The 14,901-nt window shown below is 66.8% G+C and carries 16 protein-coding genes; 6 read left to right on the top strand and 10 right to left on the bottom strand.

From position 1 onward, the window contains the following. Window positions 1–202: 202 nt before the first annotated feature. Window positions 203–1,570, bottom strand: a complete 1,368-nt coding sequence (gene purB, locus GDJ08_RS17535; RefSeq protein ID WP_017356477.1) for an adenylosuccinate lyase — start codon at window positions 1,568–1,570, stop codon at window positions 203–205. A 36-nt stretch (window positions 1,571–1,606) separates the two neighbouring features. Next, window positions 1,607–2,935, bottom strand: coding sequence for a hemolysin family protein (locus GDJ08_RS17540; RefSeq protein WP_017356478.1), 1,329 nt, complete (start codon window positions 2,933–2,935; stop codon window positions 1,607–1,609). Between the two features lie 287 nt (window positions 2,936–3,222). On the opposite strand from GDJ08_RS17540, the gene GDJ08_RS17545 reads away from it, so the two are divergent. Beyond that, window positions 3,223–4,635, top strand: a complete 1,413-nt coding sequence (locus tag GDJ08_RS17545) for a class II fumarate hydratase (protein WP_017356479.1) — start codon at window positions 3,223–3,225, stop codon at window positions 4,633–4,635. A 42-nt stretch (window positions 4,636–4,677) separates the two neighbouring features. On the opposite strand, the gene GDJ08_RS17550 is transcribed toward GDJ08_RS17545, so the two are convergent. From GDJ08_RS17550 to GDJ08_RS17580, 7 genes are all read right to left on the bottom strand, one after another. Next, window positions 4,678–5,103 (bottom strand): hypothetical protein, encoded by a 426-nt coding sequence (locus tag GDJ08_RS17550; RefSeq protein WP_017356480.1) that lies wholly within the window; start codon window positions 5,101–5,103, stop codon window positions 4,678–4,680. A 92-nt stretch (window positions 5,104–5,195) separates the two neighbouring features. Then, entirely contained in the window at window positions 5,196–5,768 is a 573-nt protein-coding gene (locus tag GDJ08_RS17555; RefSeq protein WP_136003368.1) for a YggN family protein, read from the bottom strand. 32 nt (window positions 5,769–5,800) lie between these two features. Continuing rightward, entirely contained in the window at window positions 5,801–6,685 is an 885-nt protein-coding gene (locus GDJ08_RS17560; RefSeq protein WP_136003369.1) for a DUF4097 family beta strand repeat-containing protein, read from the bottom strand. 24 nt (window positions 6,686–6,709) lie between these two features. Continuing rightward, entirely contained in the window at window positions 6,710–7,732 is a 1,023-nt protein-coding gene (locus tag GDJ08_RS17565; RefSeq protein WP_136003371.1) for a hypothetical protein, read from the bottom strand. Then, window positions 7,729–8,604, bottom strand: a complete 876-nt coding sequence (locus GDJ08_RS17570) for an ABC transporter ATP-binding protein (protein WP_017356484.1) — start codon at window positions 8,602–8,604, stop codon at window positions 7,729–7,731. The genes GDJ08_RS17565 and GDJ08_RS17570 overlap by 4 nt, the downstream gene beginning before the upstream one ends. Then, window positions 8,601–8,963, bottom strand: coding sequence for a GntR family transcriptional regulator (locus GDJ08_RS17575; protein WP_017356485.1), 363 nt, complete (start codon window positions 8,961–8,963; stop codon window positions 8,601–8,603). Before GDJ08_RS17575 ends, GDJ08_RS17570 begins: the two co-directional genes overlap by 4 nt. Before the next feature lie 2 nt (window positions 8,964–8,965). Then, window positions 8,966–9,220 carry a hypothetical protein gene (locus GDJ08_RS17580; RefSeq protein ID WP_017356486.1) on the bottom strand — a complete coding sequence of 85 codons (255 nt, stop codon included), beginning with the start codon at window positions 9,218–9,220 and terminating at the stop codon, window positions 8,966–8,968. A 416-nt stretch (window positions 9,221–9,636) separates the two neighbouring features. On the opposite strand from GDJ08_RS17580, the gene GDJ08_RS17585 reads away from it, so the two are divergent. The 5 genes from GDJ08_RS17585 (at window position 9,637) to GDJ08_RS17605 (ending at window position 13,616) form a co-directional block, all read left to right on the top strand. Continuing rightward, window positions 9,637–10,245, top strand: a complete 609-nt coding sequence (locus GDJ08_RS17585) for a glutathione peroxidase (protein WP_229296565.1) — start codon at window positions 9,637–9,639, stop codon at window positions 10,243–10,245. 83 nt (window positions 10,246–10,328) lie between these two features. Next, the gene (locus tag GDJ08_RS17590; RefSeq protein WP_017356488.1) at window positions 10,329–11,309 is read left to right on the top strand and encodes an FKBP-type peptidyl-prolyl cis-trans isomerase; all 981 of its coding nucleotides are present in this window, start codon (window positions 10,329–10,331) and stop codon (window positions 11,307–11,309) included. Between the two features lie 23 nt (window positions 11,310–11,332). Then, window positions 11,333–12,682 carry a UDP-glucose dehydrogenase family protein gene (locus tag GDJ08_RS17595; protein WP_136003372.1) on the top strand — a complete coding sequence of 450 codons (1,350 nt, stop codon included), beginning with the start codon at window positions 11,333–11,335 and terminating at the stop codon, window positions 12,680–12,682. Then, a complete protein-coding gene (locus GDJ08_RS17600) occupies window positions 12,675–12,914 on the top strand; it encodes a SlyX family protein (protein WP_136003374.1) in 240 nt (79 codons plus the stop codon). The genes GDJ08_RS17595 and GDJ08_RS17600 overlap by 8 nt, the downstream gene beginning before the upstream one ends. Before the next feature lie 9 nt (window positions 12,915–12,923). Continuing rightward, window positions 12,924–13,616 (top strand): DUF2058 domain-containing protein, encoded by a 693-nt coding sequence (locus tag GDJ08_RS17605; RefSeq protein WP_136003376.1) that lies wholly within the window; start codon window positions 12,924–12,926, stop codon window positions 13,614–13,616. A gap of 39 nt (window positions 13,617–13,655) precedes the next feature. On the opposite strand, the gene GDJ08_RS17610 is transcribed toward GDJ08_RS17605, so the two are convergent. Next, window positions 13,656–14,858 carry an MFS transporter gene (locus GDJ08_RS17610; RefSeq protein ID WP_153165382.1) on the bottom strand — a complete coding sequence of 401 codons (1,203 nt, stop codon included), beginning with the start codon at window positions 14,856–14,858 and terminating at the stop codon, window positions 13,656–13,658. Window positions 14,859–14,901 lie beyond the last annotated feature (43 nt).

The following is a 14,901-nucleotide window of genomic DNA, read 5'->3' on the forward strand; positions in this document are numbered from 1 at the left end:
CCTCGTTGCGACGTCCCCGGAGGATTTGCCGCACGCGCGGCGGGTGAGAGCCGCACACCGCACGGCCCGGCAGTTGTTTTTTGATCTTCCCTACCCGCCGGCCCTGAACCTGTACCCCATCAGCGAAAGGCTGTTCGCGCAAAAAAGAAGGGCACCGGAAACTCCGATGCCCTGCTGGGTTACAGGCGATGAAACGGCGGAATCAGACTGCCTTGGCAAGCTCCGCCGCCAGGCCGACGTAGCCGCCCGGGGTCAGTGCGCGCAGGCTCTGCTTGGCGTCGTCGGGCAGGTCCAGCGATTCCACGAAGGCCTTCATCGAGTCCGGGGTGATGCCCTGGCCGCGGGTGAGGGCCTTGAGCTGCTCGTAGGGGTTGGGCAGGCCGTAGCGGCGCATCACGGTCTGCACGGCCTCGGCCAGGACTTCCCACGAGGCGTCCAGGTCGGCATCCAGGCGTTCGGGGTTCACGGTCAGCTTGCCCAGGCCCTTGGCCAGCGAGTCCAGGGCAACCTGGGTGTGGCCGAAGGCGGTGCCGACCGCACGCAGCACGGTGGAGTCGGTCAGGTCGCGCTGCCAGCGGCTGATCGGCAGCTTGGCGCTGAAATGCTCGAACAGGGCATTGGCGATGCCGAAGTTGCCTTCGGCGTTTTCGAAGTCGATCGGGTTGACCTTGTGCGGCATGGTCGAGGAGCCGACTTCGCCTTCCTTGAGCTTCTGCTTGAAGTAGCCCAGCGAGATGTAGCCCCAGACGTCGCGCGCCAGGTCGATCAGGATGATGTTGGCGCGGCGCGCGGCATCGCCGATCTCGGCGACGTTGTCGTGCGGCTCGATCTGGGTGGTGTACGGGTTGAACACCAGGCCGAGGCTCTCGACGAAGCGCTGGGCGAAGGCCGGCCAGTCCACGTCCGGGTAGGCGATGACGTGGGCGTTGTAGTTGCCCACGGCGCCGTTGATCTTGCCGGTCAGTTCGACCGCGGCGATCTGGCGGCGCTGGCGCTCCAGGCGGGCGACGACATTGGCCACTTCCTTGCCCAGGGTGGTCGGCGAGGCGGTCTGGCCGTGGGTGCGCGACAGCATCGGCTGGGCGGCCTGGGCGTGGGCGAGGGCGCGCAGGGTGGCGGCGATGCCGTCCAGCGACGGCAGCAGCACCTCGCGGCGGGCCTGTTCGAGCATCAGGCCATAGCTGAGGTTGTTGATGTCTTCGCTGGTGCAGGCGAAATGCACGAATTCCAGCGCCGGGCCCAGCTCGGCGTCGGCCTTGAGCTGTTCCTTGATGAAGTACTCCACCGCCTTGACGTCATGGTTGGTGGTGCGTTCGATCTCTTTCACCCGCGCGGCGTGGGCCGGGGCGAAATCATCGGCCAGGGCGCGCAGGCGCGCCGCAGCGGCGGCGGAGAAGGGCGCCAGCTCGGCGATGCCCGGTTCGTTGGCCAGGGCCAGCAGCCATTCCACTTCAACCTTCACGCGGGCCTTGATCAGGCCGTATTCGGAGAAGATCGGGCGCAGCGCATCGACCTTGCCGGCGTAGCGGCCATCGAGCGGGGACAGGGCGAGCAGGGCGAATTCGGACATGGCAGGGGCAGGGCGATGACGACGGGGGCCGTCATTCTACGCTGCCCCGGCGGTTCCGGCGGGTTCGGCTGCCATCCGTACGGTCACTGCCTGGATGCGGTGGCCCGCCATGCGCTTGACCGTGAAGGTGTGGCCGTCGATCTGCAGCTGATCGCCCTCCTCGGGCAGGCGCTGCAACTGGTGGACGATCAGCCCGCCAACCGAATTCAGGTGCTCGGGGGCGTCCAGGTCATGGCCCAGCAGCCGTTCCAGGCGGAAGATCGAGGTCGAGCCGGCCACCAGCAGGGTGCCGTCCGCGCCACGGGTGGGCGCGTCCTTGACGATGTGCGGGTGCTCGTCCTCGATGTCGCCGACCACCACTTCGAGCAGGTCTTCCAGGGTGAAGTAGCCCAGGATGCGGCCATGCTCCTCCACGCACAGCGCCAGATGGGTGGTGCCGGTGCGGAAACGCTCCAGCACCAGCGGCACCGGGGTTTCCAGGGCGATCAGGTTGGCAGGGCGCAGCAGGGGGCGCAGATCGCCGGTCGGCTTGCCACGCGCGATCTCCACCAGCAGGTCCTTCATGTGCAGGATGCCCAGCACCTCCTCGCCATCGCGGTCGAACCACGGATAGCGGCTGTAGCGGCTCTCGGCGAATTCGGCCATCACCTCGTCCAGGCCCATACCATCGCGGAACGCGCGCAGGTGGTCGCGCGAGCGCATCAGGTCGCCCGCCACCAGCTCGGGCAGTTCCAGCGCGTGGCTCATCAGCGTCAGGTCGTGGTCCGGTGCATCGCCGGTCGGCTGCTGGCGGCCGACGATCAGCTTCAGCTCCTCGCGCGAATAGCGGTGCGAGGTGTGTTCAACGTCGCCCCAGCCGGCCAGTCGCAGCAGGGCATTGGCGCTGTTGTTGAGCAGCCAGATCGCCGGGTACATCGCCCAGTAGAACAGGTAGAGCGGGGCGGCGGTCCACAGCGACATGCGGTCGGGGCGGCGGATCGCCATCGACTTGGGCGCCAGTTCGCCGAGCACAATGTGCAGGAACGAAATCACGCTGAAGGCGATGATGAAGGCGGTCAGGCGCGAGGCATCCGCGCTCATGCCCACCGCGTCGAACAGCGGCTGGAGCAGGTGCGCGAAGGCAGGCTCGCCCACCCAGCCCAGGCCCAGCGAGGACAGGGTGATGCCGAGCTGGCAGGCCGACAGATAGGCGTCCAGGTGCGAATGCACGTTGAGCAGCAGGCGGCCGCGCCAACCGTGCTGTGCGGCCAGGCCCACCGCCTGGGTATGGCGTAGTTTGACCAGGGCGAACTCGGCGGCAACGAAGAAGCCGTTGAGCAGCACCAGGCCGAAGGCCAGCAGCAGAAGGAGCAGATTGCCGATCATGGTCGGCCCCGCGATGGCGTCGTCATCGGCATGGCGGTGTACAGGCCGGCGCGCGGCGCGGGCAGCGGTGCGTGCGCGTCGGCACGCCCGGAACTACTGTCGGGGTCGTCACCCATCGGGGCGGAGTGCTTTCTGAATGGACGTGGATTCCGAGTCTAGCCGATGAGTGGCACGCTTGGGTTTCATCGCGGCATCGGAGTATCGTGCGCAGAGCCGCCAGCCAGGGAATCGGGCCCGTTGCCAGCCGCCATTCCCTTTCCACACTGAAAGAATCGCGGAGTCATGCAATGAGCAAGGGTTTCAGGATCGAACACGACAGCATGGGTGAGCTGCAGGTGCCCGCCGATGCGTTGTGGGGCGCGCAGACGCAGCGTGCAGTGAACAATTTCCCGGTGTCCGGCCAGCGCATGCCGCGCGGGTTCATCCGCGCGCTGGGGCTGATCAAGGGCGCGGCCGCGTCGGTGAATGCCGAGCTGGGCCATCTGCCGAAGAACATCGCCAAGGCCATCGAGCTCGCGGCGGCCGATGTCGCCGACGGCCGCCATGATGCGCACTTCCCGATCGACGTCTACCAGACCGGGTCGGGCACGTCGTCGAACATGAATGCCAATGAGGTCATCGCCACGCTCGCCAACCGCGCGGGCAAGGCCGGCAAAGTCGCGGTGCACCCCAACGACCACGTCAACCAGGGCCAGAGCTCCAATGACGTGATTCCCACCGCGCTGCGCGTGTCGGCGCTGCTCGGCGTGCACGAGCAGCTGCTGCCGGCGCTGGTGCACCTGCGCAAGACCATCGACAGGAAAGGCCGCAGCCTGCGCAAGGTGGTCAAGACCGGCCGCACCCACCTGATGGATGCCATGCCGCTGACCTTCGAGCAGGAGTTTGGCGCGTGGTCGGCACAGCTTGCATCGGCGCAGGCGCGCATCGAGGACAGCCTCAAGCGGCTGCGCCGGCTGCCGCTGGGCGGCACGGCGATCGGCACCGGCATCAACGCCGACCCGCGCTTCGGCGAACGCGTGGCCAAGGCGCTCAAGCAGCAGACCGGGGTCAAGTTCGACAGCGCCGAGAACAAGTTCGAAGGCCTTGCCGCGCAGGACGATGCGGTGGAACTGTCCGGTCAGCTCAATGCGCTGGCGGTGGCGATGATCAAGATCGCCAACGATCTGCGCTGGATGAATGCCGGTCCGCTGGCCGGGTTGGGCGAGATCGAACTGCCGGCGCTGCAGCCGGGCAGCTCGATCATGCCGGGCAAGGTCAATCCGGTGATTCCCGAAGCGACGGTGATGGTGTGCGCGCAGGTGATCGGTCACCACACCGCGATCACCGTCGCCGGGCAGACCGGCAACTTCCAGTTGAACGTGACGCTGCCGTTGATTGCCGCCAACCTGCTGGATGGCATTGGTCTGCTGGCCAACATCTCACGCCTGCTGGCCGACACGGCGATCGCCGGGCTGACGGTGCGCGAAGACCGCGTGCGCGAAGCGCTGGGCCGCAACCCGATCCTGGTGACCGCGCTGAACCCGATCATCGGCTATGAAAAGGCCGCTGCGATCGCCAAGCGTGCGTACAAGGAACAGCGGCCGGTGCTGGACGTGGCCAAGGAGGACAGTGGGCTGTCGGAGGCCGAACTGCGCACGCTGCTCGATCCGGCAGCACTGACGGCCGGTGGCATCCACGCCGGCGGCGGCGGCGGCGGTTGATCCCTGTTGTGAAGGAGCCGACCCACGGTCGGCTCCTCCTGTTCAGTGCCGGTCTGCCTGCAGGTTGTCGAAGGTCTCGGTGTAATCCTTGAACTCCGGGATGCGCGCGACCAGATCCGGCGGGATCGGCTGCATGCCCTCGGGCACCTGGATCCTGACCGAGCGCTTGGCCGGGTCCGGTGCGGCATCGGTCAGCGTGTTCTGACGCAGCACCTGCAGCTGACCGAACATCTGCTGCAGCAGGGCCTGCTGGCTGGCATCCAGCGGAATCTCGATCTCGTCGATCTTCATGTGGCCGTTCGGCAGCACGATGATGTTCGGCGCGGGTGCGCGGCGCACGGTGAGCATGCCGTCGCTGACGGTGATCTTCGGCTTGCTGCGCTCGGCGCGATGATTGCGGTACTCCTGGTCGCAGCCGGTGGCGGCCAGGCAGAACAGGGCGAACAGCAGCAGGCACAGCTTCTTCATGAGCAGGCAACGCACGTGGGGGGAGCCTGATTGTAGTCCTCCCCCCGCGCGACGGGGCCGGCCTGCGACCGAACGTCGCAGGCCGGGGTCGCTTACTTGCCGCAGTCGTCGATGTCGGACTGGTCCATCGTGGCGTAGGGTTTGAAGGCCGGCACTGCTGCCGCCAGCGCCTGCTGGCGCGCCATCATGCCCGGCAGCAGGCCGCACAGCTTCTTCGCCTCGGCCTCGATCTTGGCCGCCTCGGCGTTGACGCGTTCCTCGATGCCCTGCGTATCGCCGGAGAAAATGCCCTTGAGCGCCTCGCTGGCCGCCTTCACGCCCAGTCCGGCCCCGGCCACGCCGATGTCCATGCCGGCGCCTGCAAGGGCTTCCACCTGCTTGCGGTAGTCCAGCATCAGCGCACGCTGGGCTGCGTCCAGCGGCACGTTCTCGCCGTTGACCAGGAAATCGCCCTGCGGCGTGATCTCGGCCTTGATGTTGTTGCCGTCGGACACGGAGATGTTGCCCTGCGCGATCTCCCTGCGCGCCTTGTCGGTGGCTTCCTGCACCTTCTGGCCGATGGACGCGGTGTCCAGCTCGGCGGCGGCCTTGTCCTTGTCGTGGTTGCCGCAGGCCGCCAGGGGCAGGCACAGCAGCAGTGCGGGCAGCAGCAGTCGGGTATTCATATGCTCGGTTCCGTCGTTGGAAAGGGAAAGCCTTACTTGCCGCGGGGCAGGGTGATGCGACCGCCGATGCCGCTGTGACGGACATCGCCGCTGCCACTGTGGTTCACCGTGAGGTCGCCGCGGACGTCACGGACGGTGATGTCGCCGGAGCCGTGCCGATCCACGCTGACGCTGCCGCCGATATCACGCAGTTCCACCTCGCCGGAGCCCACGGTGCCTACGCGGGCGCTGCCCTTGACCTGGCGTGCCTCGATGTTGCCCGAGCCAAGCACACCGATCTCGACGTCGCCGCCGACCCCGTCCAGCTCGACATCGCCGGAGCCGACATTGCCGACCGTGGCGGTGCCGCGCACGTTGCGTCCCTTGAAGTCGCCCGAGCCGAGGTTGAGCAGGTTGAGCGAGCCGGCACCGTCCAGCGTGATGTCGCCCGAACCGACCGCCGCAGTGACCCGTCCCTTGATGTCCTTCAGCGTCACATCGCCCGAGCCGACATCGGCGCTGGCCGAATGCAGGCCGGTGCCGCTGGCGTCACCGGAGCCGACCTTGAACTGCACCAGCACGGTGTCCGGCACGCTGCCGCGCAGGTCCAGGTAAGCGTAGCGGTTGCCGCCCAGCGAGAGGCCGCCGCGCTGTTCGCGCTGCAGCCGCACCACCAGCGTGTCGCCGGATTTCTGCTGGGTCACGGTCAGGTCGCGCAGCAGGTCCTCGGCGGACGCGCAGGCGCGGCCGCCAAGCTTGGCGGGGCCGGTGCCGGCGGTCAGTACCAGATCATGCTGGTTGACCTCGAACACCACCGCCTTGGCACCGGCCAGGTCGAGTGTCAGGTCGCGCGGTGCAGTGAACCTGCACTGTGGCGTGTCGGCCAGCGCGGTCAGCGGCAGCAACAGCAGGGAAGCAACGGCAAGGGTACGCAGCATGGGACGGTCCTCGACAGGGCAGAGTCAGATTTCACCGGCGCGACGGCGCAGGCGGATGGCGATGATCAGGAACGCGATACCGACGACCGCGCCGATCCACACTTCGGGCTGCTGCAGCGTGGACAGGTGCTGCGCAGGCGACAGCATGCTGACCAGCTGATCGGAACCGGTGATCCGGCCCGGTGCGTTGTAGGCGGCATCCACGCCGGGGAAGGTGCCCAGCAGCAGGCGCCCGACGATGTGGCCCCAGAACCAGCCACTGGTCAGGCCGAAGGCGGACATCAGGTTGGTGCTGCTGACCACGATGCCGGCGAACAGCGGCAGCATCACCGCCCACAGGAACGGCTTGGACTTGGCCCAGGCCGAGCACATCAGCAGCCAGCCGACGGTCGGCAGCGCCCACAGCAGGTAGACCGGCAGGCGGGCGATGTAGCCGAGGATGATCGACAGCGGGCTGGCCGGTCCCCAGATCAGCGTCATCGGGTCACCGCCGTGGGCCAGCGCCACCACCGAGATGATTGCCAGGAAACCGAGCATCGTGACGGCGGCGGCGGCCACCGCGATCAGCGGAGCGATCACCAGCGCGCTGATGGCCTTGGCCAGGACGGTCTGGGTGTCGGACAGCGGCAGTGACTTCCAGAACAGGATGCTGCGGTCGCGGCGATCGTCGTACAGCGCACCCAGGCAGTAGAAGAACACCACGAAGGTGAGCACCACGAACGGCCAGCCGGAGCTGAGGAGCAGGGTCAGGTCGAGCGCGTTGGCCAGGTCGGCCATGTCCTTGGCGTCGAGCTGGCCGGTCAGCATGCCCAGGTCGAGGCCGTTGATGCTGACGTTCTTGTTGTCGACCAGCAGGCCGCCACTCTTGGCGGCGCGGTGCAGCGCGAACAGGCCGAACAGAATGCCGAGCAGGCTCATCAGCAGCGAGATGCCGCCGGCGATGAAGGGGGCGTACAGGAACCCGCCACGGTTCTCCCAGTACTCGCGCTTGAGCATCCACTTGAACGTGCTGGCCTTGCTGATCGGGTGATAGTGGACGGTGTTCATGCGTAGGTTCCCTTCATGATGGCCACGAACAGGTCCGCCAGCCCCGGGCTGCGGATCTCGCCGAGCGTGGTGAGCTGATCGCGCGGCACGCCATCGAACAGCAGGACGGTCTTGCCGAACGGCAGGGCGCGTTCGTCGATCGGCTTCAGCGCGCGGGCCAGCTCCACCGTGTCGGCCGAGGCCAGCAGTTCGGTGTAGCGCTCGCCGATGTTCTCCATATCGGTGGTCAGGACGATGCGGCCGTCGCGGATGAACATGACATCGGTGAGGATGTGTTCGATCTCCTCGACCTGGTGGGTGGTGACGATGATGGTCTTCTGCTCGTCGAAGTAGTCCTCCAGCAGGCGCTGGTAGAACTCCTTGCGGTAGAGGATGTCCAGGCCCAGGGTCGGCTCGTCCAGCACAAGCACCTTGGCGTCGATGGCCATCACCAGCGCCAGGTGCAACTGCACGATCATGCCTTTGGAGAGCTCGCGTACGCGCTGCCTCGGCTGAAGCTTGGTGCTGGCCAGGAAGCGTTCGCAGCGGGCGCGGTCGAAGCGCGGGTGCACCCCGGCAACGAAGTCGATCGCCTCGCGCACCTTCAGCCAGCGCGGCAGCACCGCGACGTCGGCGATGAAGCAGATGTCGTTCATCAGCGCGTTGCGCTGCGTGCGCGGGTCCATGCCCAGGACCTGCAGGTCGCCCTCGACACCGGTCAGGCCCAGCAGCGCCTTGAGCACCGTGGTCTTGCCGGCGCCATTGGGACCGATCAGGCCGGTGATGCGGCCCGGTGCGATGGAGAAGCTGGTGTTGTCCAGCGCGAGCGTCTGCTTGTACGCCTTGCGCAGGCCACGTGCGGAGATGACGACATCACTTGCAACGGCATTCATGAGGATTTCCCCTGGGGCAGCAGATCGTCAAGGTTCAGGCCCAGGCGCTGGATGCGCTCGAGCACCAATGGCCATTCTTCGTTGAGGAAGCGGTCGCGCTCGCTGCTGCGCAGCTGCGTGGCCGCTTCCTCGGTCATGAACATACCCAGGCCGCGGCGCTTCTCCACCAGGCCTTCATCAGCCAGTTCCTGGTAAGCGCGCGAGACGGTGATGGGGTTGAGCTGGTACTCGGCGGCGACCTGCCGGACCGAGGGCAGAGCATCGCCGGGCTTGATGATGCCGTCGAGCATCATGGCGATGACGCGTTCCTTCAGCTGACGGTAGATCGGAGCGCCATCGCTCCATTGAATATCGCTCATGGTCAGCTCCGTGGGTTCAGCGACTGTGCGAATGAGAAGTAAGGCATGGACAGGGAGCTGTGCAGCCGGCGGGGGGGGCGGGGGGCGCCGTCGGCGGTCCCTGCCTCGATGACACCTGCGTCCTGCGGGCCTGCAAACGCACCGGAACCGGCGGAACTGCCGGCGTCATCCGAGGCGGGGGTGCCGAACCAGCCCAGCAGCAGCAGCGCGGACGCGGCCGTGAGGGTTTTGGCGGTGTGGTGGCGCATGCGGTTCATGGGCTTCCCCTGTCTCAGGTGACTGGTGTTGTATGCAACTATAACACCGGCACGCCGAAGATCAATACGGGGACACACCCAACTGATGGCAGGGTCAGGCTGAAAGACGATCGTCATCCATAAGGTATTGTTTTGTATGCACTTGTTCGCCGTGCGGAAGGTCATTCGGACGGGGCGTGGGTTCAGTCATGTCAATGAAAAGACAAGGCTAACGCCTATTCAGTCAATTGCGACGCGGTGAACCGGGGGCGGGTTCGACCGCCAGAAACGGCAAGGTGGCCCGGAGAGCGCGCCCCGCGATGCCGCCACGCGGCGCTGAAAACCCCGGTGATATAGTGCGGCCGACGCCCTGCCGGGCCTGCGCTGCGTGCGCCGGACGGCACCTTTCGCCGGTTTCCATGCCCCTGGAGTGCTCCATGTTCCACGCTCGCCTGTTGTCGTCCTTCCACCGCCCGGGCACCCGCGCCCGCGGCTGGGCCGCTGCGACCCTGTTGCTGGGCGTGGTGATCAGCACCGGGGCAGCGTCTGCGGCCGGCCTGCTCGATCTCAGCTACCGCCCGCTGGCCGGCAAGGGCGAGGTCAATCTGCAGCAGCAGTACGGCGGCAAGGTGCTGCTGGTGGTCAATACCGCCAGCAAGTGCGGCTTCACGCCCCAGTACGAAGGTCTGGAAGCGCTTCAGAAGAAATACGCCGCGCGCGGCTTCTCGGTGCTCGGTTTCCCGTCCAACGACTTCAAGGGCCAGGAACCGGGGGATGAAGCGCAGATCCAGGAATTCTGCACGCTGACCTATGGGGTCAAATTCCCGATGTTCCAGAAGGTGCAGGTCACCGGCACCGGCGCGACCCCGCTGTATCAGCGTCTGACCCAGGCCACCGGTGTGGCGCCGGGCTGGAACTTCCACAAGTACCTTATCGCGCGCGACGGGCGGGTGGTTGCGCAGTTCCCCAGCAAGGTCAAGCCGGATGATGCGGCGCTGGTGGCGGCGATCGAACGCGAGCTGTCGGCAGGCAAGGCGGCGCGCTGAGTGCCTCGACATCTCGTACATGCGTGCGACAATGGGCGTTTCGCGCCGACGTCGGCGTCCAGTCACTTCCAGGAATGCAGCGAATGAAGATGGGAATGCGCGGCGCCGCGGCGTCGGTTCTGATTCTGGCGATGGGTGCCACCGGTACCGTGATGTCGCAACAACCGGCCGCGCCTGCGGCTGCCAAGGAGACTTCCGCTTTGAACTCCCAACGGGAAAAGCTCGGCTACGCCATCGGTATCGATGTGGCCAACTCGTTCGCTCCGATTTCCAGCGAGATCGACGTGGCCGCGCTGCGTCGTGGCGTCACCAATGCTTTTGAAGGCAAGCCGCCGCTGATCAGCCAGGAAGAGGCCCAGAAGACCGACGCCGCCCTGCGCCAGGCGGTGATGGCCAAGAGCGGCCAGCCGGTGCCGGGCGTGGCCCCGGGCACGCCCGCGCCGAAGGTGGATCGCGAGAAGGTCGGCCTGATGCTGGGCAGCTATGCCGTTGGTCCCTCGCTGGCGCAGCTGAAGGACGAACTGGACCTGGACGCGCTGTTTGACGCGATCGGCACCACCTTCGCCAACGGCACCCCGAAGATGACCGCCGAGCAGGCCAAGGCCACGCTGGAAGGCTTCATGGCCGCCAAGCAGGCCGAAGGCCAGGCCAAGGCCGCCGCACAGGCCGGCACCAACCGCACCGAAGGCAATGCCTTCATGGCCAAGAACAAGACCGTGCCGGGCGTGGTCACCACCGCGTCGGGCCTGCAGTACCAGGTGCTGCGTCCGGGCAGCGGCGATCGTCCGATGCCGACCAGCAAGGTCCGCGTCAACTACGAAGGCAAGCTGCTGGACGGCACCGTGTTCGACAGCAGCTACAGCCGTGGCCAGCCGGTCGAGTTCGGCCTGGACCAGGTCATCAAGGGCTGGTCCGAAGGCGTTTCGCTGATGCCGACCGGCGCCAAGTACCGCTTCTGGATTCCCGGTGAGCTGGCCTACGGCGAGCAGGGTACCCCGGGCGGTCCGATCGGCCCGAACGCGACGCTGACGTTCGACGTCGAGCTGCTGAACGTTCTTCCGTAATCGACTCTGGAGTCTCCCCGGTCATGCGTGTTGCGATTTTCGGCACCGGCTATGTCGGTCTGGTCACCGGTACCTGTCTGGCCGACGTCGGCCACCAGGTGGTCTGCGTGGATATCGACCAGGCCAAGGTCGACGGCCTGAACCGGGGCGTCATCCCGATCTACGAACCCGGCCTCGAGCCGATGGTGAAGGCCAACCACGCCGCGTCGCGGTTGACCTTCACCACCGACGCGGCCACGGCCATCGCGCACGGCCAGGTGATTTTCATCGCCGTGGGCACGCCACCCGACGAGGACGGCAGCGCCGACCTGCAGTACGTGCTGGCGGTGGCCGAGACCATCGGCCGGCACATGGCCGTGCCGACCGTGGTGGTCAACAAGTCGACCGTGCCGGTAGGCACGGCTGACAAAGTGCGCGCGACGATAGCCGCCGCACTGGCCGCGCGTGGGCAGGAGATCGCCTTCGACGTGGTCTCCAACCCCGAGTTCCTCAAGGAGGGCGATGCCGTCGCCGACTGCATGCGGCCGGACCGCATCGTGGTGGGGGCGGCCAACCCCGACGCGGTGGCGCTGATGCGCCGCCTGTATGCCCCGTTCAACCGCAACCACGACCGCGTGGTGGAAATGGACGTGCGCTCGGCCGAGCTGACCAAGTACGCGGCCAACGCGATGCTGGCCACCAAGATTTCGTTCATGAACGAAATCGCCAACATTGCCGAGAAGGTCGGTGCCGACATCGAGCAGGTCCGCCAGGGCATCGGTTCGGACCCGCGTATCGGCTGGCATTTCATCTATCCCGGTGCCGGCTATGGCGGCTCCTGCTTCCCCAAGGACGTGCAGGCGCTGGCGCGCACCGCGCAGCAGCACGGCCACGAGCCCAAGCTGCTCAATGCGGTCGAGGCGGTCAACGATGCCCAGAAGGGCCACCTGTACACCCTGATCCAGCGCCACTACGACCGTGGCGAGGACGAAGGCGTGCGCGGCCGTACGTTCGCGGTGTGGGGCCTGGCGTTCAAGCCCAACACCGACGACATGCGCGAAGCGTCCAGCCGCCGCCTGCTGGCACAGTTGTGGGAAGGCGGCGCCACCGTGCGCGCCTATGATCCGGAAGCCACCGATGAAGCACGTCGCATTTTTGGCGAGCGCGACGATCTGGTGTTCTGCGAGAACGCCTACGACGCGCTGGACGGTGCCGATGCGCTGGTGGTGGTGACCGAGTGGAAGCAGTTCCGCAGCCCGGATTTCACCCGTCTGCGCGACACCCTCAAGGACGCGGTCGTCTTCGACGGCCGCAATCTGTACGACCCGCAGGAAATCGAAGCGGCGGGCCTGGCTTATTACGGCATTGGCCGGGGACGTTCGCTGCATGCATGATTCCACACCCTCCGAGCGCGAACAGGCGCTCGAAGCCCGCCTTGTTGAACTGGAAATGCGTGTGTCCTTCCAGGAGCACGCACTGGCCGAGCTCAGCGAAGCCCTCGCCGATGCGCGCATGGAAGGCAGTCGCAACGCCGACCTGACGCGGATCCTGCTGGAAGACCTCGGCAAGGTGCGCAATGCGTTGTATTCCGATTCGGCCGAAGAGCCGCCGCCCCCGCACTACTGATCTGACGTCATGAGCGATACCCTCCGCGACCAGCTGCTGGGCCTGGGCTTCAAAGCCGCGCCCAAACCCGAACGTACCGCCGAGCGCAAGCCGGACCGGAAGCCGGAGGCGCGCCGCGATGGCCGTCCGGGCAACCGTCCGCAGGGCGCGCGTCCTGCCGGCAAGCCCGGCGAAGGCCAGCGCCCCGCGCGCGACGGCGACCGCCGTCCGCAGGGCAAGGGCCGTGCGCCCGGTGGCCGTCCGCCGCAGGGCGGTCACGGCGCGCCGCGCACCCGCGAGGACATCGACCTCGCCAAGGCGTATGCGATCCGTGCGCAGAAAGAAAAGGACGACCGCATCGAGGCCGAGCGCCTCAAGCAGGAAGAGGCGCGCCTGCGCCGCGAGGCCAAGGCCAAGCTCGACGTGCTGCTGGAAGGCAAGGCGCTCAACGCCGAGGCGGCGGACATCGCCCGCCACTTCCCGTACGGCGGCAAGATCAAGCGCATCTATGTCACCGCCGACCAGCTCAAGGCGCTCAACGCCGGTGAGCTTGGCGTGCTGCAGCAGAACGGGCGTTACCTGCTGGTCACCTCGGCGGTGCTTGACGAGGCCGAAGCGGTGTTCGCCCCGTCGGTGGCGCTGCGGGTGGATCCCAACGCCACCGTGGAAGAAGATCCGTACGCCGACCCGGCCTATCAGGTGCCTGACGACCTGGTCTGGTGAAGGCGCGGGGCAGCACGACCGTGGGTCGTGCTGCCGCCCTCATGAGGCGTGGCGCCGGCGCGCGGCGCGCAGCAGCGGCAGGCTGATCGCGAAGAAGCACAGCAGTGCGCCCGCCAGGGCGAAGCCGCTGCCCGCCAGGAACGCGGTACGCCCCTGGTCGATGGTCCACAGCTGACCGGCGATCAGTGCGCCCAGCACGCCGCCCACACCCGACGAAAAGCCATACAGCAGGCCCTGGCCGTGGCCGTTGAGCCGGCCGGGGAAGTACGTTGCCAGCATCTGCATCGCCGCGGCGAAGAACGCAGCGAATCCAAGCGCGTGCGCGCTCTGCGCCACCAGCATCACCGGCAGATTTTCCGGGTACAGTGCGGTCGCCGCCCAGCGCAGCGTGGAGCTCACCAACGCGATCAGCAGCATCCAGCTCGCGTCGAAGCGGCGGAAAAAGCGGCCGATGGTGAAGAATACGCCCACCTCGAACACCACCCCGACCGTCCACAGCAGCCCCAGCGTCGAGGTCGCGTAGCCGTGGTGGTCCATGTAGACCGAGAAGAACGTGTAGTACGGGCCGAACGACAGCTGTTCCATGAAGGCGGCCACAAAGAACGCCAGTACCTGTGGCTTGCGCACGATCTGCCAGAAGCCGCTGGCATCACCGTGGGCCCGATGGAGATCGCGCGCGTAGTCGTTGGCGAACGCCGACACCACCAGCAGCGCGAACAGCGGCAGCATCATCCACGGCAGCAGGTGCGCATGGCCGGGGCCACCGTTGCCGTCGATCAGCCAGCCAAATCCCATCACCACGGCGATGAATCCGAGCGAACCCCAGACCCGGATCAGCCCGTAGCGGTGGCTGTCATTGCCGAGGTGGGTGAGCGTGATCGACTCGAACTGTGGCATCACGGCGTTGTAGAAGAAGCAGAACACCACCATCGCCGGATACATCCACGGCTCAGGCAAGGGCAGCAGGAACGCGCAGAAGGTGATCAGGGTCAGCACGGTTCCCACCCGCAGCCAGCGGATCGGGCGGGATGACGCCGCGGCGATCGAGGTCCAGGTCGTGGGCGCCACGATGCGCGTGGCATACCAGATGCCCATCATCACGCTGATCGCCGTCACGCTCATCCCGCGCGCGGTCAGGAACAGCGACCAGTACGGGGTGAACGCACCCAGGGCGGCGTAGTAGAAGAGATAGAAGCTGGACAGTCGGGTGACCGGGACGGGGTGGCGGGGGGAGAGCGTCATGCTGATGAACCGGGGTAGAGCCGTCTGTTGGACAACTGCATCG

The organism is Stenotrophomonas nematodicola (assembly GCF_009467805.1).
Lineage (GTDB): Bacteria > Pseudomonadota > Gammaproteobacteria > Xanthomonadales > Xanthomonadaceae > Stenotrophomonas > Stenotrophomonas nematodicola.